This is a genomic window from Rubrivirga aquatilis (assembly GCF_046845665.1).
GTDB lineage: Bacteria > Bacteroidota > Rhodothermia > Rhodothermales > Rubricoccaceae > Rubrivirga.
Window position 1 is genome coordinate 1970727 of sequence record NZ_CP177355.1, and the last position, 18562, is coordinate 1989288.

The 18562-nt window shown below is 70.9% G+C and carries 20 protein-coding genes; 2 read left to right on the forward strand and 18 right to left on the reverse strand.

Features of this window, described 5'->3' with window-relative positions; all coding sequences use genetic code 11:
* Positions 1-69 precede the first annotated feature (69 nt).
* Complete coding sequence (locus ACLII4_RS08475; protein ID WP_412070469.1) at positions 70-2013, forward strand: RecQ family ATP-dependent DNA helicase; 1944 nt, start codon at positions 70-72, stop codon at positions 2011-2013.
* 17 nt (positions 2014-2030) lie between these two features.
* On the opposite strand, the gene ACLII4_RS08480 is transcribed toward ACLII4_RS08475, so the two are convergent.
* The 5 genes from ACLII4_RS08480 to ACLII4_RS08500 all read right to left on the reverse strand — a co-directional run bounded on the left by ACLII4_RS08480 (position 2031) and on the right by ACLII4_RS08500 (position 6370).
* Positions 2031-3626 carry a choice-of-anchor B family protein gene (locus ACLII4_RS08480; protein WP_412070470.1) on the reverse strand — a complete coding sequence of 532 codons (1596 nt, stop codon included), beginning with the start codon at positions 3624-3626 and terminating at the stop codon, positions 2031-2033.
* Positions 3627-3771: 145 nt separating this feature from the next.
* A complete protein-coding gene (locus tag ACLII4_RS08485) occupies positions 3772-5091 on the reverse strand; it encodes a choice-of-anchor B family protein (protein ID WP_412070471.1) in 1320 nt (439 codons plus the stop codon).
* A 37-nt stretch (positions 5092-5128) separates the two neighbouring features.
* On the reverse strand, positions 5129-5650 hold the full coding sequence (locus ACLII4_RS08490) for an asparaginase domain-containing protein (RefSeq protein WP_412070472.1): 522 nt from the start codon (positions 5648-5650) through the stop codon (positions 5129-5131).
* Positions 5651-5723: 73 nt separating this feature from the next.
* Positions 5724-6053 carry a DUF4296 domain-containing protein gene (locus tag ACLII4_RS08495; protein ID WP_412070473.1) on the reverse strand — a complete coding sequence of 110 codons (330 nt, stop codon included), beginning with the start codon at positions 6051-6053 and terminating at the stop codon, positions 5724-5726.
* On the reverse strand, positions 6050-6370 hold the full coding sequence (locus tag ACLII4_RS08500; protein ID WP_412062500.1) for a hypothetical protein: 321 nt from the start codon (positions 6368-6370) through the stop codon (positions 6050-6052). Before ACLII4_RS08500 ends, ACLII4_RS08495 begins: the two co-directional genes overlap by 4 nt.
* A gap of 349 nt (positions 6371-6719) precedes the next feature.
* Between ACLII4_RS08500 and ACLII4_RS08505 the strand changes: the two genes are divergently transcribed.
* Entirely contained in the window at positions 6720-7016 is a 297-nt protein-coding gene (locus ACLII4_RS08505) for a hypothetical protein (protein WP_412070474.1), read from the forward strand.
* Positions 7017-7065: 49 nt separating this feature from the next.
* Here ACLII4_RS08505 and hisG read toward each other — a convergent pair whose 3' ends face one another.
* From hisG to ACLII4_RS08570, 13 genes are all read right to left on the reverse strand, one after another.
* On the reverse strand, positions 7066-7989 hold the full coding sequence (hisG, locus tag ACLII4_RS08510) for an ATP phosphoribosyltransferase (protein WP_412070475.1): 924 nt from the start codon (positions 7987-7989) through the stop codon (positions 7066-7068).
* Between the two features lie 53 nt (positions 7990-8042).
* Positions 8043-9131, reverse strand: coding sequence for a DUF4837 family protein (locus ACLII4_RS08515; RefSeq protein WP_412070476.1), 1089 nt, complete (start codon positions 9129-9131; stop codon positions 8043-8045).
* Positions 9128-9958: a tryptophan synthase subunit alpha gene (trpA, locus tag ACLII4_RS08520; RefSeq protein WP_412070477.1), complete on the reverse strand. Its 831-nt coding sequence runs from the start codon at positions 9956-9958 to the stop codon at positions 9128-9130. Before trpA ends, ACLII4_RS08515 begins: the two co-directional genes overlap by 4 nt.
* Before the next feature lie 26 nt (positions 9959-9984).
* Entirely contained in the window at positions 9985-10431 is a 447-nt protein-coding gene (locus ACLII4_RS08525; protein ID WP_412070478.1) for a GNAT family N-acetyltransferase, read from the reverse strand.
* On the reverse strand, positions 10428-11654 hold the full coding sequence (trpB, locus tag ACLII4_RS08530) for a tryptophan synthase subunit beta (protein WP_412070479.1): 1227 nt from the start codon (positions 11652-11654) through the stop codon (positions 10428-10430). The genes ACLII4_RS08525 and trpB overlap by 4 nt, the downstream gene beginning before the upstream one ends.
* Positions 11655-11658: 4 nt before the next feature.
* Positions 11659-12303 (reverse strand): phosphoribosylanthranilate isomerase, encoded by a 645-nt coding sequence (locus tag ACLII4_RS08535; protein WP_412070480.1) that lies wholly within the window; start codon positions 12301-12303, stop codon positions 11659-11661.
* Between the two features lie 70 nt (positions 12304-12373).
* Complete coding sequence (trpC, locus tag ACLII4_RS08540) at positions 12374-13207, reverse strand: indole-3-glycerol phosphate synthase TrpC (protein ID WP_412070481.1); 834 nt, start codon at positions 13205-13207, stop codon at positions 12374-12376.
* Positions 13207-14247 (reverse strand): anthranilate phosphoribosyltransferase, encoded by a 1041-nt coding sequence (gene trpD, locus ACLII4_RS08545; protein ID WP_412070482.1) that lies wholly within the window; start codon positions 14245-14247, stop codon positions 13207-13209. Before trpD ends, trpC begins: the two co-directional genes overlap by 1 nt.
* Positions 14244-14522: a four helix bundle protein gene (locus tag ACLII4_RS08550; protein WP_412070483.1), complete on the reverse strand. Its 279-nt coding sequence runs from the start codon at positions 14520-14522 to the stop codon at positions 14244-14246. Before ACLII4_RS08550 ends, trpD begins: the two co-directional genes overlap by 4 nt.
* Entirely contained in the window at positions 14519-15133 is a 615-nt protein-coding gene (locus tag ACLII4_RS08555; protein ID WP_412070484.1) for an anthranilate synthase component II, read from the reverse strand. The genes ACLII4_RS08550 and ACLII4_RS08555 overlap by 4 nt, the downstream gene beginning before the upstream one ends.
* Positions 15134-15144: 11 nt before the next feature.
* Positions 15145-16152 (reverse strand): tryptophan--tRNA ligase, encoded by a 1008-nt coding sequence (gene trpS, locus ACLII4_RS08560; RefSeq protein ID WP_412070485.1) that lies wholly within the window; start codon positions 16150-16152, stop codon positions 15145-15147.
* A 121-nt stretch (positions 16153-16273) separates the two neighbouring features.
* Positions 16274-16744, reverse strand: coding sequence for a hypothetical protein (locus tag ACLII4_RS08565; RefSeq protein WP_412070486.1), 471 nt, complete (start codon positions 16742-16744; stop codon positions 16274-16276).
* 82 nt (positions 16745-16826) lie between these two features.
* A complete protein-coding gene (locus ACLII4_RS08570) occupies positions 16827-18371 on the reverse strand; it encodes an anthranilate synthase component I family protein (protein WP_412070487.1) in 1545 nt (514 codons plus the stop codon).
* Between the last annotated feature and the right edge of the window lie 191 nt (positions 18372-18562).

Below are 18562 nucleotides of genomic sequence, written 5' to 3' on the forward strand. Positions count from 1 at the left end.
TCAACTTTTTTTCGGCCGCGCCAAGAATCGGGCCTCAGGGCCGCTCTGGGCCCGTCGGTACCTTGAGGCATGGCGACCGACATCCCTGATCCCGCGCTCCGGGCGCTCCGCGAGGTCTGGGGCTACCCCGCGTTTCGACCCGGGCAGGACGAGGCCGTCGCCGCGACCATGGCGGGCCGCGATGTGCTGGCGGTGCTCCCGACGGGCGGCGGGAAGTCGCTGGTGTACCAGGTGCCGGCCGTCGCCTCGGGGGGGCTGGCGCTCGTCGTCTCGCCGCTCGTGGCGTTGATGCAGGACCAGGTCGAGGCGCTCGCCCGGCGGGGCGTCCGCGCGGCGGCGCTGCACGGCGGGCTGGGGCGGCGCGCCGAGGACCAGCTGTGGACCGACGCCGAGCACGGGCTCTATCGCGTCGTCTACCTGACACCCGAGCGGCTCCAGACCGACCTGTTTGCCGCCCGCGCCCCCCGCTTGGACGTGATGCTGCTGGCCGTCGACGAGGCGCACTGCGTCTCCGAGTGGGGCCACGACTTCCGCCCGGCGTATCGCCAGATCGCTGAGGCCCGCCCGCTCGTGACCACGGCGGTCGGGGAGCCCGCCCCGCTCGCGGCCGTCACTGCGACGGCGACGCCGGAGGTGCGCCACGACATCTTGGACCAACTCGCACTGAGCGACCCGGCGGTCATCGTGCGCGGCTTCGATCGGCCGGGCATCACGTGGAGCGTCCACCACGTCGACGACCCGATCGGGCAGGCCGTGGACGTGTTCCAGGCCGTGTCCGGCTCGGGCCTGGTCTACGCCGGGACGCGGCGGGCCACGGAGGCGACTGCGCGGCGGCTCGCGCGGGAGGGCATCTCTGCCGAGCCCTACCACGCCGGGCTCGACCGCGACCTCCGGGCGGAGACGCAGCGCCGCTGGCTCGACGGCCGCACGCGCGTGATCGCGGCGACGAGTGCCTTCGGCATGGGCATCGACAAGCCGGACGTGCGCGCGGTCGTCCACACGGCGCTCCCGCCGACGCTGGAGAGCTACTACCAGGAGGCCGGGCGCGCGGGGCGAGACGGCGAGCGGTCGTTCGCCGCCCTCGTGCTCGGTCCCGACGCCGAGCGCGTCCCCCGGTCGCTCGTCGACCGCAGCCACCCCACACCCGCCGACGTGCAGGCCGTGTACCAGGCCGCCGGGAGCCTGGGCCAGATCGCCGTCGGCAGCGAGCCCGAGGCGCCGATCACCGTCGACGCGCGTACGCTGGCGGAGGTCGCCGGGCTGAGGCCCTCGATCGCGCGGGCGGCCGTCGACCGGCTGGCGGCCGACGGCGCGTGGCGCGTGGTCGAGGGGCGGGAAGGGGAGGTGCGCTTGCGTCTGCCCCGGGGGCGCGACGGCCTGCTGGCATCGGTCGAGGGCGCCCCGGGCGCCGTCCTCGAGTTCGCCGATGCCCTCGTCCGCCGCCTGCCGCCGAACGCCGGTGAGGGCGTCACGCTCCGCCTCGACGAACTGGCCGAGACCGTTCGCTTGCCGTCCGGCCGCCTGGACGCCGGGCTCGACTTCCTGGCGGCCCGGGGCGGGCTGGAGGTCACCCGTCCCGGCGCCGGCCTCACCCTGGCCTGGCTTGGCGCCCGCGCGTCGCGCGCGCCCGTCGACGCCCTTGCCCTCGACCGAGGCCGTCGCCGTGCCCACGCTCGGCTCGACACCGTCGTCCGCTATGCGACGGCCATCGGGTGCCGACGCCAGCACCTGCTCGCGTACTTCGGGGAGCCTGCGCCCGCGCGGTGCGGCCGGTGCGATGTCTGTCTCGGCCGCCACCGCCCGGCCACCGTCACGCCCGACGACGAGCCGGCGCTCGGCGCCATCTTGGACGCCGTCGAGCGGGGCGAGCCCGCGCTCGGGCCTGGTGCCCCGCGCCACGCGCGAGCGCTCGCGGACTGGCTCGTGGCCGAAGACCTGCTGCGGCTGGCCGACCCGCTGGCGGGCCGGTTCGAGCTCACCCCGAAGGGCCAACGTCGCGTGGCTCGGGACTGACCAGCCAGCGCAGCAGGTTACCGAGTCAGCACCACGCGGCGTGACGTCTCGAACCGATCGCCGACGATGCGCACGATGTAGACCCCAGCTGGGACGGAGGCGGCGTCGACGGCGAGGGTGAGCGGTCCGTTGGAGGAAACGGGCCCGCTATACAAGTCGGCCACCAGGCGCCCGGCCACATCGTAGAGCCCGGCCACGACGGTCTGCGCCGTGTCGACGGTGAGCGACAGGCGAGAGACGCCGGCGGCCGGGTTCGGGCGGGGCGCCGTCAGCGTGTAGCCCTGGGGGAGGTCCGGGCCCTCGCCGCTCGCAACGAGCACGGCGGGGTCGGGGCGGAGCACGAACAGGCCGTACGTGTCGTCGTTTGCGATCACGAGCCCGCTCTCGAAGTACGGGTAGTTGCTCCACTGCCCGTTGAACGAGACCACATCGCTGTCGGGGTAGGTGTCGAAGAACGCCGCCTCCGTGAGCTGGCCCCCGTCGATCTGTCGGAGGTCCACGATGCGCAGGCCCGACTCGTAGTTGCTCTGGTATGCGTAGTCGCCCCGGACGTACTGGTTGTGGTCGATCGTCGTGATCCCCGAGTTGTACGCGAACGCGAACTCCGGGTCGTCGAGGTCTTGGAAGTCGATCACCAGGCTCCGCTGGCTCGGCGTGAGCCCGTTGATTTCGTCCAACTCGTCATCGGTCATGAAGTAGCGCTGATCGGTCGTCAGCCAGCCCTGGTGCGTGTACGAGAAGTTGGGGTACGCGGCCTGCGAGAGGATCTGGACGTTCGCCTTGTCGGTCACGTCGAACACGGTCACCACGTCCTCGTTGGCGCCGAAGCAGAGCTCCTTGCCGGTGTGGTCCGTGTCGGGACCGCTGTAGATCAAGCACTGCGCGTCGTGCGTGTAGCCGCGGCTCCGGGGGCCCGTCTCCAGCGCCGCGTCCGAGAAGCAGCCGGCGAAGACCGGGTTTTTCGGGTCCCGGACGTCGATCGCGTGGAAGCCCGGTAGGTCGCACGATGGCGGGAGCCCGAGGCTGGCCCGCTCGCCCGACGGGTACCGGAAGCCGACCGCGTAGGCGAACCCGCTCGCCTCGTTGATCACGATGTTGTGGGCCGAGCGGATGCCCGTGTAGACCGCGTCGGGTTGGAGCGTGACCGCGTCGCCGGACAGGCTGCGAAGCCGATTCAGGTCGAAGATCTGGACGCCGTGGTCGCGGGCGGCGTCGGCGACGATGAACGCGTGGTCGGCGTATACCTTCACGTCGCGCCAGACGGGGTTCAGCTCATTCGCCGTCGGGATCTTGCCCACCAAGCGCGGGAAGGCCGGGTCGGACAGGTCGACGATCCCGAGCCCGTTGTACGTCCCGGCGAGCGCGTACTCGACGCCGGTCTGCGGGTCGGTCCATCCCCAGATGTCGTTGTTGCCATCTGCAGCCGGCGACCCGGGCGTGGCGAACGAGCCGACGGAGAGGTAGCCGACCAGATCGACACGGTCGCACGGGAAGGCGCCGACATCCGCGAGCGTGGCGACGCCATTCTGGCAGGCCGCGCGCGGCGTCTGGGCCTCGGCGGAAACAGCAACGAGGAGTGCCGCGAGGGCGACGAGCGAGAAACGAAACGGCATCGGCAGGGGGACAGTGGGTCGGAAGGGTACGCCCCGCGCACGGCCGCGTTCAGCCGCCGCCGGGGCAAAAAGAGAGCGGGGGCCCCGGCGCTGTGCCGAGGCCCCCGCAAAGGCATCGCTGGCGGAGCCGCCAGCCGGGCCAGGCCTACAGGCCCGCCGCCATGGCCGCGCCGCGCGGGCGGAGCACGAAGAAGCCCGTGTTCGAGTCGCTGGCGACGACGAGGCCGCTCTCGAAGTAGGGGTAGTTGCTCCACTGGCCGCCGAAGCTGATCTCCGTGGCGTCCGGGTAGGTGTCGAAGTAGCCGACCTCGGTGAGGTTGCCGTTCAGCACGTCCGAGTGGTCGATGATGCGGAGCCCGGAGTGGTAGTTGCTCTGGAAGCTCAGGGTCCCGACCACGTAGAGGTTGTGGTCGATCGTCGTGAGGCCCGAGTCGTAGATGCCGATGAACTCCGGCTCGTCGAGGTTCTCGACGTTGAAGAGCATCGTCCGCTGGGTGCTGACGAAGCCGTTCGTCTCGTCGAGCTCGTCGTTGGCCATGAACGCGCGGCGGTCCTCAGTGAACCAGCCCTGGTGCGTGTAGGCGTCCTGCGGGTAGGCGGCCATCGAGATGACGCGGACGTTCATCTTGTCGGTCACGTCGAAGAAGGTGACCACGTCCTCGTTGGAGCCGACGCAGATCTCGCTGCCGACGTAGTCCTCGTCCGGGCCGTCGTAGTTGATGCACTGGGCGTCGTGCGTGTAGCCGGGCGCCGAGACCGGGCCGACGTCTTTGGCGGCGTCCGAGAAGCAGTTGACGAACTCGGGGTTTTTGGGGTCCTGGATGTTGATCACGTGGAAGCCCGGCGCGCCGCACTCGGCGGGGAGGTCGTCGCCGCGCGAGCCGGAGCCGACCGCGTAGGCGTAGCCGGAGTCCTCGTTGATCACGATGTTGTGGACGTTCGTGACTTGGTCGTAGTGGGCGTCGGCCTCGAACGTGCCCTGATCGGATGTCAGGCCCCGCAAGCGCGTCAGGTCGAAGATCTGCATGCCGTGGTCGCGCGCCTCGGAGACGATGAACGCGTGGTCCTGGTAGACCTTGATGTCGCGCCAGACGGTCGAGACGGTCTGCGTGGGCAGCTTGCCGAGCATGACGGGCATCGACGGGTTGGAGATGTCGATGAACTCCGTCCCGTCGGCCAGGCCGACGAGCGCGTACTCCTTGCCGGTCTGGGGGTCCGTCCATCCCCAGATGTCGTTGAGCTGGTCGGTGTCGAAGGCGGCGAGCGGGATGTGGGCGACGAGGTCGACGTTCGAGCACTCGAACGTCATGTCGCCGGCCGTCGCGGCGCCGTCGACGCAGGCGGCGGCCATGGCCATGTCGTCCATGCCACCGCCGGTGTCGTTGGTCATGGCGCCCATGGAACTGGAGCAGCCGGCAGCGAAGAGGGCCAGCGCGAGGGCGCCGGGGAGAGACAAGCGGGTCATGTGCAGGGGAGGGTGGAGAGTGAGAGCGTGCGGGGGGCTAGCCGTGGGACGGGACCGCCTCGAATCGGTTGCGTTCGCGGTCCTTACGGACGGCGAACGGGTCGAAGACGCGTCCGTTCATGGCAACGTACGCACCGGGCGGAAGCGTCTGTACGGCGGCCGCCGCGAAGCCGACGTTGAACTCGGCGTCGCTGGCCTTGAAGCGGGCCGGCGCGAGCGAGCCCACGAACACGGCCGTCGTGTCCGACCCGGCTTCCGTGAGCGCCCGGGCCACCACGCGCGCCGTCTCGGCCATCGTGTCGGTCCCGTGCGTGACGATGACGCACCGCGCGTCGACGGCGACCACGCGCTCGGCGATGTGCCGGCGGTCGGCGTCGGTCAGCTCCAGGCTGTCCTTGCGCATCAGCGCCTCGACGGCATACGGGAACGTGACGCCGGCCTCGACGAAGAGCCCGCCGATCTGGGGCTCGCCGATCTCATACGCGCTTTTGGCGTCGAAGTACTCCTTGTCGATGGTGCCGCCGGTGGTGAACACCTGGACGGCCTGGGGCGCGGACATAGAAGGGGAGAGGGGACGGGGGAGGATAGACGACGGCGGCTCCGTCGATCCGGCTCGCGGCCATTCTCCACCCTCACTCCTCCGGCGGCGTCCGGCCCTCGCGCTCGGCCAGAATGCGGGCCCCGAGCGCCTCGTACGTCACCTGCACCATCCCGGGGTCGTCGGCGAGCGCGTCGAGCCGGGCCGCGAGCGCGGCGGAGTCCAGGCCGTGCGCCGCGAGCGCGACGGCGCGCACGCTGTCGGCGAACGTGGGGCTGGCGGTCGAGTCGAGCGCGGCGACGGCGTCGGCGAGGTGGAGCTCGACGAGCGCGTCGACGAGCGCCGGGTCGGGCTCGGGCCGCTCGGGCTCCGACGGCGCGCAGCCCGCCAGCAGCGCCAGCCCGGCCAGCGCCAGCCGCCTCACGCGGCGTCCGGGCCGTCGACCTCGAGCCGCAAGAGGTGTGCGGCGTACGTCTTGCCCTGGGCGTCGAGCTTGAGCGAGACCGTCCCGCCGCCGCCGAGCGCCCCGTGGAGCATGAAGTTGAGCGCCGACAGGTTCGGCAGCTCGAAACGCTCGACCTCGCCGGTGCAGCGCGGCCCAAAGTGCTCTTTGACGACATCCGCGGTGACGGTCTCGCGGAGCCAGTCGTAGTGCGCCGGGTCGCGCGCGATCAAGCCGACGTTGACGGCGTCGCCCTTGTCGCCGGAGCGGCCGAAGCAGAGGTCGAGGAGGCGGGGCATGGCGGGGCGAAGCGAGGGGAGAGGCAGATCTGGAAGGTACCCATGCCGTCCGCCGGGTCGCTCGCGTCCCCGTCGGACTCCCCAACGGGCCCGTCCGGTGGAGAGCGGCGGCGGGGACGCGATATCATGCCGCGAACGCCAGCCCTCTTCAACGCCTGTCTGTATGACCGTCGCTCGGCGCTTCACTGTCCACGGCCTACACCCGGCCCTGGCCCTCGTCCTCCTCGTCGGGTGCTCGGGCCCCCGACAAGCCGACTCCCCATTTCGAATAGGCGCAGCCGCTGGTCCCTTTGCGGCGGTGAAGTATGCGGCCCTAGGGTCGGGGTACGACCTCCCTGCCCGAGACTCCGTGCGTGTCGTGGTGTACCATGAACCCGCCTGTGTGGAGGAGTCGAAGTGGACCCCGCTCGACGGCGCACGCATCGGGTGGATGGAAGCCACGGCTGTTCCGCTCGACGCGTACGGTGAAGCCCGGCTGCCCCGCCCGCCCACGCCGTCGGCCACGCTGTACCTCACGCCGTCGTTGAGCCTGACCTATCCGGTCCTTCGGCTCGACGCCGAGGAGACCGGCGGCGTCAACCGGCTCCTCGTCTTTCTGCACCGTTTCGAGCCCATCGACGGCGTCTGCGACATCACGCAGGAATAGGTGCTCGCAGCGGGGGCGAGGGTCGGCCCCCCGCCCCGTGCGTTGCCAGCTACGGAATCATCTTGTTGAGCGGGTACTCGATGATCCCCTCGGCGCCGAGCCGCTTGAGCTCCGGGATCAGCTTGCGGACCTGGCGCTCCTCGATGATCGTCTCGACGGCGACCCACTCGTCCGAGAAGAGCGGCGAGATCGTCGGGTTGCGGAGCGCGGGCAACGTCTCCACGATCGCCTTGAGCTCCTCGCGGCGGACGTTGAGCTTGAGGCCCACCTTGCCCTCGGCGCGGATGGCGCCCTCGAGCAGGAGCGCGAGGTTCTCGATCTTCTCGCGCTTCCACGGGTCCTGCCACGCCGCCTTGTTGGCGACGAGCTGGGTGTTCGAACTCAGCAGCACGTCGACGATCCGCAGCTTGTTGGCGCGGAGCGAGTTGCCCGTCTCGGTCACCTCGACGATGGCGTCGACGAGGTCCGGGGCCTTCACCTCGGTCGCGCCCCACGAGAACTCGACGTCGGCCGTCACGCCGTGCTCGGCGAGCCAGCGCTCGGTGAGGCCGACGACCTCGGTCGCGATCCGCTTGCCCTCCAGGTCCTGAACCGAGTGGATGTCGGAGTCCTCCGGGACCGCCAGCACCCAGCGGACGGGCCGCATCGAGGCCTTCGAGTAGATCAGGTCGGCGACCACGTGCACGTCGGCGCCGGTCTCGGCGATCCAGTCGAGCCCGGTGATGCCGGCGTCGAACACGCCGTCGGCGACGTACTTGCCCATCTCCTGGGCGCGGACCAGCATCGCCGTCAGCTCGTCGTCGTCGATGGACGGGAAGTAGCTGCGCGAGCGGACGGAGAAGCCGTAGCCGGCCTTTTCCAAGAGGTCGAACGTGGACTCCTGCAGGCTGCCCTTGGGCAGGCCCAGGCGCAAGACGTTCGTCGGGGCGGCCTCGTCGGTCGCGGTGTCGGTGGGGGCGGTCTGGGTGGACATCGGGGGGAAGGGGGGGGAAGTCTGGAAGGAAGCCGGCGGGTGACGCCGGCGGGTCAGTCGTCGGGGGTGGGCTCCGTCTGCAGGGTGAAGGCGATGGCCTCCATCTGGCGGAGCAGCTTGCGCTTGTCAAGCGTGCGGTCGGGGGCGAACGTCATCCCGTAGTAGACGAACAGGCGGTCCGTCGCCTCGTCGACGATGGTGTAGCGGACGTACGAGCCGCCCATCACGTCCTCGGTCATGTACCAGAAGCCGCGCTGCTCGCGCGCCGGGCGGACGCCGACGGAGGTCGTGTCGCGCTCCATCGGCCGCTGGTCGTCGAGCTGGACGAACGAGCCGTCGTAGGAGCCGAGGGCGAACATCTCCAACAGGCCGTTCGTCACGTCGTCCACCTCGTCCTCGGGCGGGAGCGCCGCGACGCCGTCCTGCTGGAAGACGAAAAAGTCGCGCCAGGTGTCGGAGAGCACGCGGCGGAAGCGGATGAACGTGCCGGTCCGGCCAGCGACGGTGACGGTCGTGTCCTGCACCGGGACGTAGTCGTGCTGGATGCCGACCGCAAAGCCGTGGCGCTCGAACAGGTCCGCCTCGACGTCGGTCTGGCGCAAGCGAGAGAACATCTCGGTGCCGGTCCGTCGGCGCGCCAGCTCTTGGTAGCGGCGCCGGAGCTCCGGCCCGCGCGCGCGGATCTGCGACGCCAGCAGCGAGTCGCTGGCGGCCGTGGCGACGGTCACCAACTGCTCACGCGCCCACAGGTCGTCGCGCAGGTTGATCGCGGCCGTCTGGCCGGCGCGCACGGAGGCCAGGTTCTGCTCGCCGACGCGGGACCTCAAGAAGTCACCGATCGCGCCCTCGGTATCAATTGGGGCGGCAAAGACCAGGTTGGGCTGGATCTTGAGCGCCTCAAAAAAGCGGTTCGTCAGCGGCTGGAAGCGGATGCGGAACGCGCCCTGGTTGCTGGGCAGCGTGGCGATCGGCTGGCCGAGCGTCTCGCGGAGCGCGTCGCCGACGGGCCCGGCCCACGTCGCTGAGTCGGTCGCGACGATGATCTCCTCGCCATTGCCCCGGGCGGTCGGCGCGGGCGGCGTGACGGACTCGCAGCCCGCGAGGACGGCGAGGGCGAGGAGCGGGAGAACGAGCGGTTTCATGGGCGAGGGGAGCGGTCCCGACCCGTCTTCAACTGGTGGGCCCAGTCGGCGATGCGGGTGCGGCGTGCGGAATCGGTGAGGTCTGGGTCGTCCCACAGGGCTTCCGCCTGCCGGATCAGCGCGCTCCCGACGATGAACCCGTCGGTGTGGGCACCGAGGCGGGCGGCGTCGGCGTGCGTCGAGATCCCGAAGCCGACGAGGAGGGGCTGTTCGACAAGCGACCGCGCGCGTTCGAGGTACGCGTCCGTCGCGTCGACGGCGCCCAAGCCGGAGCCCGTCAGGCCCGTCACGCTCACAGCGTAGACGAACCCGGTCGAGCGGGCGTCAACAAGGGCAACCCGGTCGTCGGCGGTGTTGGGAGCGATAAGATGCGTGACCGAGAGGGAGTGAGCGGCGGCGGCGGCCTCCAACTCCTCGGACTCCTCGGGCGGGAGGTCGGGGAGGATGAGGCCGTCTACGCCCGAAGACGCGGCGTCGGCGCAGAAGTCGCTCACGCCGTAGCGAAAGACGGGATTCGCGTAGCCCATCAGCACGACGGGCGTGTCCGAGTCCTTGCGAAAGGCGGCGGCGGTCTCGAACGTCCCGGCCATCGTGGCCCCCTGCGCGAGCGCGCGCTCGGACGCCTGCTGGATCGGCAGGCCCTCGGCGACCGGATCCGAGAACGGCATCCCGAGCTCCACGAAGTCGGCGCCGGCCTCGTCGACGGCGCGGAGCACGTCGAGCGTCGCAGCGGGCGACGGGAAGCCGGCGGTCAGGAAGAGGCCCATCGCCGGCTCGCCGCGCTGGCGGAGACGGTCGAGGTGGGCGCGCAAGCGGAGAGGGGGCACGGGGGACGGGGAAGGGGGGACGAGGCTCACGCGCCGCGCGCGTAGAGGCCGGGGCGGTCGATGGTCATGAACCGCTCGGGGAAGGGGCAGCGCTCGAAGCCGAGCCCCTCGTAAAAGGTGTGGGCGTCTTGCGTCGTGAGAAGCCAGCGGCGCAGGCCCTGGAGGTCGGGGTGCGCGAGGAGGCACTCCATGAGCCACCGCCCGAGCCCTTGCCCCTGGTGCTCGTCAAGGACGTAGACGTCGCAGACGTAGGCGAACGTGGCGCGGTCGGAGACGACGCGGGCATAGCCGATCTGCTTGCCCGCTGGCGCGTAGAGGCCGACCGCCAGCGACTCGGCTGCGGCTCGCGCGACGACCGCCCGGGGCACGCCCGGCGACCAGTACGAGCGCGTCAGGTACGCCCACACCGCGTCGAGGTCGAGGCGGGCGGGGTCGTCGCTGGCGACGTATCCGTCGGGGCGCGTCCAGGTCATCCTGCGTCGAGGTCGCCAGCGTCGAGGTGGGCCGAGATGGTCGCCATGTCCTTGTCGCCTCTCCCGGAGCAGTTGAAGACGAGCGTGCCGCCCGCGCCGATCTCGCGCGCGAGGTCCGGCAGCACGGCGACGGCGTGCGCGGTCTCGAGCGCCGGGATGATGCCCTCGGTCGCGCTCAGCAGCGACACTCCCGCGAGAGCTTCGGCGTCGGTCGCCGTTCGGACCTCCACGCGGCCGGTGCTCGCGTGGTGCGCGTGCTCGGGCCCGACGCCGGGGTAGTCGAGCCCGGCCGAGATGGAGTGGGCGATCTCGACCTGGCCGTCGGCGTCTTGGAGCAGCTTCGTCAGCGTGCCGTGGAAGACGGCGGGCTCGCCGCGTGTCAGCGTCGCCGCGTGGCGGCCGTCGAGCCCCTCGCCCGCGGCCTCGACGCCGATCAGTCGCACGTCGGCGTCCCCGAAGAACGGCGCCCAGATGCCGATCGCGTTCGACCCGCCGCCGACGCACGCCACGATCGCGTCGGGCGTCTCCGAGCCGGTGTGCTCGGCGAGCTGCGCGCGCGTCTCCTCGCCGATCACGCGGTGGAGGTCGCGGACCATCATGGGGTACGGGTGCGGGCCGATCGCCGAGCCGATGATGTAGTAGGTGTCGGACGGGTTCGAGACCCAGTCGCGGAACGCCTCGTTGGTGGCGTCCTTGAGCGTCTGGCTCCCGCTCGTCGCCGCGCGGACCGTCGCCCCGAGCAAGCGCATCCGCTGGACGTTGAGGTGCTGGCGCTCGATGTCCTCGGCGCCCATGTAGACGACGCACTCGACGCCGAAGAGGGCGCACGCGGTCGCGGTCGCGACGCCGTGCTGCCCGGCGCCGGTCTCGGCGATGATCCGCCGCTTGCCCATCCGCTGCGCCAGCAGGACCTGCCCGAGGGCCGAGTTGATCTTGTGCGCGCCCGTGTGGCAGAGGTCCTCGCGCTTGGCCCAGATCGTGGCCCCGCCGAGCCGCTCGGTCAGCCGGTCGAGGCGGGTGAGCGGCGTCGGGCGGCCGACGTAGTCACGGAGCAGGCGCCGGTACTCGGCCTGGTACTCGGGGTCGTCCTTGGCGTCGTCCCACGCCTGGCGGACCGCCGCGAGCACGGGGTGCAGGATCTCGGGCACGAACGCGCCGCCAAAGTCGCCGAAGCGACCGCGGGCGTCGGGGAGGGTGGGCGTGGGGAGCGTGTCGGTGGTCATCGGATCAGTCGGCGGCGGCGGCGGCGTGGAAGGCGGCGAAAAAGGCGTCCAGCTTGTCGAGGTCCTTGACGCCCGGCGACGCCTCGACCGACGACGACAGGTCGACGGCGTACGGCCGCATGGTGTCAATCGCTTGGGCGACGTTGTCGGCAGAGATCCCGCCGGCCAGGAACAGGTCGACCTCGCCCGCCAGCTCGCGCGCGACGCGCCAGTTGAAGCTCTCGCCGGTCCCGCCCCACAGGCTCGTGTGGTGTGTGTCGAGCAAGATGAAGTCGACGACGTCGAGGTAGGGCTCAACGAGGGCGTGGACCTGCTCGGTCGAGGCGTCGTGCTGCACGGAGATGGCCTTGATGACGGGCACGTCGACGGCCGCGCAGACCTCGGGCGGCTCGTGGCCGTGGAGCTGGGCGAGCGTGAACCCGACGCGCGCACAGACCTCGTTGACCGTCTCGGCGCTCTCGTTGACGAACACGCCGACCGGCTCGGGTCCGCGCACCCAGCCGATGATCTCCTGGGCCACGTCGGGTTTGACGTAGCGCGGGCTCTCGGGGTGCTGGATGAAGCCGAGGAAGTCGGCCCCGGCGACCGCCGCCGTCCGGGCGTCGTGGAGCTGGGTGATGCCGCAGATTTTGACTTTGGTGGCGTTCAACGTTGAAGGGTTGAAAGTTGAAGGTTGGTCGTTTGGGAGGCGAAGCCGAGCGTGGGTCTCAACCCCACGTTCACCCTTCCACGTTCTCACGTTCCACGGAGCCAGAGGCCAACGCGAGCGCGGTCTCGCGGCGCAACGTCGCGAGCGCCCGTCCGGGGTCGAGCTGGCGCATAAAGTGGGTGCCGACGAGGAAGGCGTCGGCGCCGGCGGCGCGCAAGCGGGCGGCGTCCTCGGGCGTCCGGATCCCGCTCTCGGCGACGCGGACGATGCGCTCCGGCAGCGTCGAGAACACGCGCTCAGCGCGGCCGAGGTCCACGTCGAACGTCCGAAGGTCGCGGCTGTTGACGCCCAGCACGTCGACGGCGTCGAGGTCGAGGGCGTCCACCTCGGCCGGGTCGTGGACCTCGACGAGCACGCCCAGCCCCAGCTCGCGCGCGTGCGCCAGCAGGTCCGAGAGCTGGGCCGGGTCGAGGGCGGCGGCGATCAGCAGCACGGCGTCGGCCCCGTAGGCGCGGGCCTCGATGAGCTGGTACGCGTCGACGACGAAGTCCTTGCGCAAGACGGGGAGATCGACCGATTGGCGGACCGTCACCAGATCGTCGAGGGAGCCGCCAAAGTGCGTCGGCTCGGTCAGGATCGAGATGGCGGCGGCGGCGGCGTTCTTGTAGCTCCGCGCGATCTCGGCCGGGTGGTACTCGGCGCGGATAGTCCCCTCAGAGGGGCTGGCGCGCTTGCACTCGGCGATAAAGGCGGGCCCGTCGGGGCGGCGGAGCGCGCGCGCCAGCGACAGCGTCGGCGCGTGGAAGGCCGAGCGCCGCATCAGCGCGGCGGCGGGCACGACCGCCTTGCGCTCGGCGACGAGCGCGCGCGTGTCGTCGAGAATGGTGTCGAGGATGGTCGCCATTACGCTGCGGCGAGGTCGCTGGACACGGCGACGAGCGCGTCCAGCTTGGCGAGAGCGGCGCCGGACGCGACGCTCTCGCGAGCGGCGATCAAGCAGTCGTCGAGGTCGCCAAAGTCGGCCGACGCGAGCAGGGCGTAGGCGGCGTTCAAGAGCACGATGTCGGCCTGGGGGCCGCCGGTCCCGGACAGCACGCCGCGCACGATCTCGGCGTTCTCCTCGGGCGTCCCGCCCTGGAGCGCCGCCGCGGACACGCGTGCCAGCCCAAACCGCTCGGGCACGACCTCTTGCTCCAAGAGCCCACCGTCGTACGCGTGGCTGCCGGTCTGATAGATCGTTGTCGGGCTCGTGGTCGAGAGTTCGTCCAGCCCGTCGTGCGCGTAGACCACCACGACGTGCTCGCTGCCGAGCCGCATCAGGATCCGCGCCATCATCTTGGCGACCGGGTCCGAGAACGCGCCGACGAGCTGGCGCTTGACGCCGGCCGGGTTGCACAGCGGCCCCAGGATGTTGAAGAAGGTCCGGACGCCGAGCGCGCGGCGGACGGGGCCGACGTGCTTCAGCGCGGGGTGGAACTGAGGCGCGAACAGGAACGCGATCCCGGCTTCGCGCAAGCACTGCGCCGCGGCCTCGGCGTCGAGGTCGGCGCGGACGCCGAGCGCGGACAGCACGTCGGCCGAGCCGCTCGACGAAGACACGCCCTTGTTGCCGTGCTTGGCGACGGGCACGCCCGCGCCTGCGGCTACGAAGCTGGCGGCCGTCGAGATGTTGAACGAGCCCGAGTGGTCGCCGCCGGTCCCGCACAGGTCGATCGGATCGAGGTCGCCGGTCTCGACGGGGATGGCGAACTCCCGCATGACGCGCGTGAAGCCGGTGAGCTCGTCGAGCGTCTCGCCGCGCGAGCGTAGGCCCATCAGGAGCCCCGCCACCTGGGCCGGGTCGGCGTCGCCGGAGAGCATGACGTGCATCGCGGAGGCGGCCTGCGCCTCGGTCAGCGTCTCGCCCTCGGCGACGGCTTGCAAGATTGGCTTCAAGGTTGTCATCTGAGTGGAATGTTGGAACGTGGAATGTTGAAAGCCAGGGGCGCTAGCGCTGACGCCTTGGCGATGTCGAGAAAGCGGCAGAACTCGGTGCGGGTGTGGCGTTCGAAGCCCTCCGCGATGTTGGAGGTGATGGAGATGGCCGCTCGGCGGATCTGGTCGCGAAGAGCGAAGTCGCGGGCAAACGCGCCCTCTCGGCTCGACGCATAGACGCGCTGTGTCAGCTCCCGCCCGAGCTGCCACGCCTCAATGTCCTCGAACCGCTGGAACGTGCTCATGCCGCCCCAGACTGCGAATCTTCCACCTTCAACCCCGCACGGTCCAACGTCGAGAGCACCCAGTTGCGGACGAGCCGCGGCCCCTCCGTCGTCAGGATCGACTCGGGGTGGAACTGGACGCCCTCGATGGGGCGCTCGCGGTGGCGGAGGGCCATCACGACGCCGTCGGCGGTCTCGGCTGAGACCTCGAGCACGTGGGGCAGGCTGGCGCGGTCGAGGACCAGCGAGTGGTAGCGCGTGGCGACGAAGTCTTGCTCGACGCCGTCGAAGACCGTCCGGCCGTCGTGGTGGACGCGCGACGTCTTGCCGTGCATCAGCGTCGGCGCGTGGACGACGCGGCCGCCGAAGACCTCGCCAATCGCTTGGTGGCCCAGGCACACGCCCAGGATCGGGGTACCCTCGCCGAACCGCTCGATGACGGCCTCGCTGACGCCCGCCGCGTCCGGGCGGCCGGGGCCGGGCGAGATCAGCACGCCGGCCGGCGCCAGTTCGGCGATCTCGTCGAGCCCGATCTCGTCGTTGCGGACCACGCGCACCGCGTCCGTCACCCCGGCCACTAGGTGGACCAGGTTGTACGTGAACGAGTCGTAGTTGTCGATGACGAGGATCACAGGGGCGGGGACTAGTTGAGGAAGCCGACGGCGTCGCGGACTTCGCGCATCACCTCCGAAGACCGCTGGCGGGCGGCGTCGGCGCCAGCGGCGAGGATCTCGCGGACGCGCTCGGGGCGGGCCGCCAGCTCGCGGCGGCGCTCACGGGCGCCGCCGAACGCCCGGTCGATCATCCCGAGCAACGCCTTCTTGGCGTGGCCGTACCCGTAGCCGCCCGCCCGGTACGACGCGGCGATCTCGGCGCGCTCATCGTCCGTCGCGAAGTGGCGGATGAGCGCGAACGTGGCGTCGCCCTCGGGATCCTTGGGGGCCTCCAGCGGCGTCGAGTCGGAGAGGATCGACATCACCTTTTTCTTGAGGGCCTTGCCCTCGTCGAAGATGCCGATCGTGTTGCCGTAGCTCTTCGACATCTTGCGGCCGTCGACGCCGGGGATGACGGCGACCTCGTCCAGGATGAGCGGCTCGGCGATCGGGAAGAGCGGATTCTCGGGCCGGTACGCCTGGTTAAAGCGGGCAGCCGTGTCGCGGCTGATCTCGAGGTTCTGCTTCTGGTCGGCGCCGACGGGCACGATCAGCTCGCGCTCCGGGGTGGAGTAGGCCAGGATGTCGGCGGCCTGCAGGATGGGGTACGTCAGCAGCCCGCCGTTGGCGCTCAGGCCCTGGGCCACCTTGTCCTTGTACGAGACGCCCTTCTCAAGCTGCGAGGCGGGCGTCAGGCACAGGAAGATCCACGTCAGCTCCGCCAGCGCCGGCACGTCGGACTGGACGAACAGGTTGGCCTTGTCGGGGTCGAGGCCCAGCGCGAGGTAATCGAGGGCCACGTCGAGCGTGTACCGGCGCAGCGCCTCCGGATCGCGCAGCGTTGTCAGCGCGTGATAGTCGACGATGAACAGGTACGCGTCCTCGGGCGCAGCGGCGGCGTTCGCCAGCGCCACGTTCTGGCGGATCGCGCCGAGGTAGTTGCCGAGGTGGAGCGTCCCGGACGGCTGGATGCCGGAGACGAGGACAGGGGAAGACATGGGGAGAAAAGAAGAGAAGAGGAGGGGAGGAGAAGAGGAGGATGGGGGGAGCGGGAGCGGGCGGCCGACGCGTCAGCCCGGTCCGTTCCTCTTCTCCTCTGTGCCTCTTCTCTCGTCTCTTCTACCGCGGGAGGTCGGCGGCGATGCCGCGCAGCAGGTCGATGCGAGCGGCCGAGGCCTCGGCGTTGTGGTTGAGGATGGCGCGCGTCCGCTCGTGGTGGTGGACGACGTCGACCTCTTCGGTGAGCGCGTCGCCGAAGTCCTTCTCGACGTCGAGAAGGGCGGCGACGCGGGCGCGAGCGTCGCCGGTCGTCGGGACGATGGGGCCACGGCCGGCGCCGGTCGGGGGCGCGACGCCCAGGCTCAGGATCGTCTCAGAGATCTTGGCCACCTCCGTCCGCAGATACGGCATCATCGCGTCCAGGCGGATGCGGCCAGGGCCGTCGGGGAAGTCGGCCATCGCAGCCGTGTAGGTATCGAGCAGGTCGAGGTGCCGGTCGGCGATGGGCAGCAGGCGCTCGGCGCTCTCCGCGCGGGAGATGTAGCGGCCGGCGCCGCCTTTGTTGAGGAGCGGGCGGAAGGCAGGAAACATGGGGTCGGGGGAAGCGGGAAGGGGCAGGCGGGAAGGGGCGGGAAGAAGAAGCCCCTTGCCTCTTCTCCCATGCCCCTTGCCCTCACAGCAGGTCGGACGTGGCGGAACGCATGGCGGCGAAGAGGGCGGCGGCCTTGGCTTTCGTCTCCTCGTACTCGGCGGCGGGGTCCGAGTCGGCGACGACGCCCGCGCCGGCCTGGACGTAGGCCGTGCCGTCTTTGACGACCATCGTGCGGATGGCGATGCAGGTGTCGAGCGCGCCGTCGAAGCCGGCGTAGCCGACGGCGCCCGCGTAGGGGCCCCGGCGGACCGGCTCGAGCTCGTCGATGATCTCCATCGCCCGCACCTTGGGCGCGCCGGAGACCGTCCCGGCCGGGAAGCACGCCGCCAGCACGCTCGCGGCGGGCCGGTCGGCCACGGCGCCGCTCACCGAGGACACGATGTGCATGACGTGGCTGAACCGCTCGATCTCGGCGTACCGGTCGACGGTGACGCTCCCCACCTCGGACACGCGGCCGAGGTCGTTGCGGCCGAGGTCGACCAGCATCAGGTGCTCGGCCCGCTCCTTGGGGTCCGCCAGCAGGTCGGCCTCATTCGCCGAGTCCTCGGCCTCGTTGTCGCCCCGGCGGCGCGTCCCGGCGATGGGGAGCACGAGGGCTCGGCGGTCCGGCCCGCGCGGGTCGACTCGGGTGAGCACCTCGGGCGAGGAGCCGACGAGCGCGAAGTCGGCTCCGGGCACGTCGAGGCCGTCGACGTCGATGTAGAAGAGGTAGGGGCTCGGGTTGACCTGTCGGAGCGCGCGGTACAGGTTGAAGCGGTCGCCCGCGAACGGCATCGCGAACCGCTGGCTGAGAACGACCTGGAAGACGTCGCCGTTGACGATGTACTGCTTCCCGCGCCGGACGGCCGCCTCGTAGTCGGCACGCTCCACGGACGACGCGGGCTCCACTGCCAGCAGCCGCACGGGCTCGCCGGGGATGCCGCCCTGCAGCAGATCGTCCTCCAACTCCACCAGCCGCTCGGTCGCCAGCGCGTACAGCTCCCGCAAGTCCGAGTCGGCGTGGACGAAGACGGTCGCCATCAATACCAACTGGTGGCGGACGTGGTCGAAGGCGGCGATGGTGTCGTAGAAGCCCCAGACGCCGTCGGGCAGGCCGAGCACGTCGGGCGGGCCGGGGGGGAGCGCTTCGAGCTGGCGGACGGCGTCGTAGCCCACGAACCCGACGGCGCCGGCGGTCAGGCGCGGCAGGCCCTCGACGACCGCCTGCTCGGTCTCGGCCAGGACTCGGTCGAGCACCTCGAACGTGTTGCCCTCGACGGGCTCGATCTCGTGCGGCGCGCCGTCGCCGGAGTAGCCGCCGGCGGGACGGTGGAGCCGCGTCCGTGCGCCTCGGCTCTCGACGACCAGGTAGGGGCTCTTGCCCAAGAACGAGTACCGCCCCAGCCGCTCGCCCCCCTCGACGGATTCCAGCAGGAACCCGAACTGGCCGGCCTCGCGCAACGCCAGGAACGCCGAGACCGGCGTCAGCAGGTCGGCCGAGCGGCGGACGTAGACCGGGACCGCCAGCCGCCGGCCGTCGGCCGGGAGCTGCTCGCGCACGATCGTCTCGAACTCGGTGAGGGTCACGGTGGGGTGGTGAGAGCGGGTGGGGAAGAGTAGGGGGCGGCGGGGCGGGAAACCGAGAACCGACGGCTGAGAACGGGGGACCGCATAAAAAAAGCCCCCTGCTCGGCTGAACAGTGGGCTCGCTACGGAAGGCGCGATCGCGTCAGGCCACAGGCCGTCCGCCCACTGTGTGTGTGGGGTGCCACCAGGGG

Bases quoted from the DNA above. Each gene is read 5' to 3' on its own strand.
- trpS (WP_412070485.1), bottom strand. From the start codon at position 16,152: ATGTCTTCCCCTGTCCTCGTCTCCGGCATCCAGCCGTCCGGGACGCTC.
- ACLII4_RS08565 (WP_412070486.1), bottom strand. From the start codon at position 16,744: ATGTTTCCTGCCTTCCGCCCGCTCCTCAACAAAGGCGGCGCCGGCCGC.
- ACLII4_RS08550 (WP_412070483.1), bottom strand. From the start codon at position 14,522: ATGAGCACGTTCCAGCGGTTCGAGGACATTGAGGCGTGGCAGCTCGGG.
- ACLII4_RS08475 (WP_412070469.1), top strand. From the start codon at position 70: ATGGCGACCGACATCCCTGATCCCGCGCTCCGGGCGCTCCGCGAGGTC.
- ACLII4_RS08515 (WP_412070476.1), bottom strand. From the start codon at position 9,131: ATGAAACCGCTCGTTCTCCCGCTCCTCGCCCTCGCCGTCCTCGCGGGC.
- hisG (WP_412070475.1), bottom strand. From the start codon at position 7,989: ATGTCCACCCAGACCGCCCCCACCGACACCGCGACCGACGAGGCCGCC.
- trpD (WP_412070482.1), bottom strand. From the start codon at position 14,247: ATGACAACCTTGAAGCCAATCTTGCAAGCCGTCGCCGAGGGCGAGACG.
- ACLII4_RS08490 (WP_412070472.1), bottom strand. From the start codon at position 5,650: ATGTCCGCGCCCCAGGCCGTCCAGGTGTTCACCACCGGCGGCACCATC.
- ACLII4_RS08480 (WP_412070470.1), bottom strand. From the start codon at position 3,626: ATGCCGTTTCGTTTCTCGCTCGTCGCCCTCGCGGCACTCCTCGTTGCT.
- trpC (WP_412070481.1), bottom strand. From the start codon at position 13,207: ATGGCGACCATCCTCGACACCATTCTCGACGACACGCGCGCGCTCGTC.
- trpB (WP_412070479.1), bottom strand. From the start codon at position 11,654: ATGACCACCGACACGCTCCCCACGCCCACCCTCCCCGACGCCCGCGGT.
- ACLII4_RS08500 (WP_412062500.1), bottom strand. From the start codon at position 6,370: ATGCCCCGCCTCCTCGACCTCTGCTTCGGCCGCTCCGGCGACAAGGGC.
- ACLII4_RS08485 (WP_412070471.1), bottom strand. From the start codon at position 5,091: ATGACCCGCTTGTCTCTCCCCGGCGCCCTCGCGCTGGCCCTCTTCGCT.
- ACLII4_RS08525 (WP_412070478.1), bottom strand. From the start codon at position 10,431: ATGACCTGGACGCGCCCCGACGGATACGTCGCCAGCGACGACCCCGCC.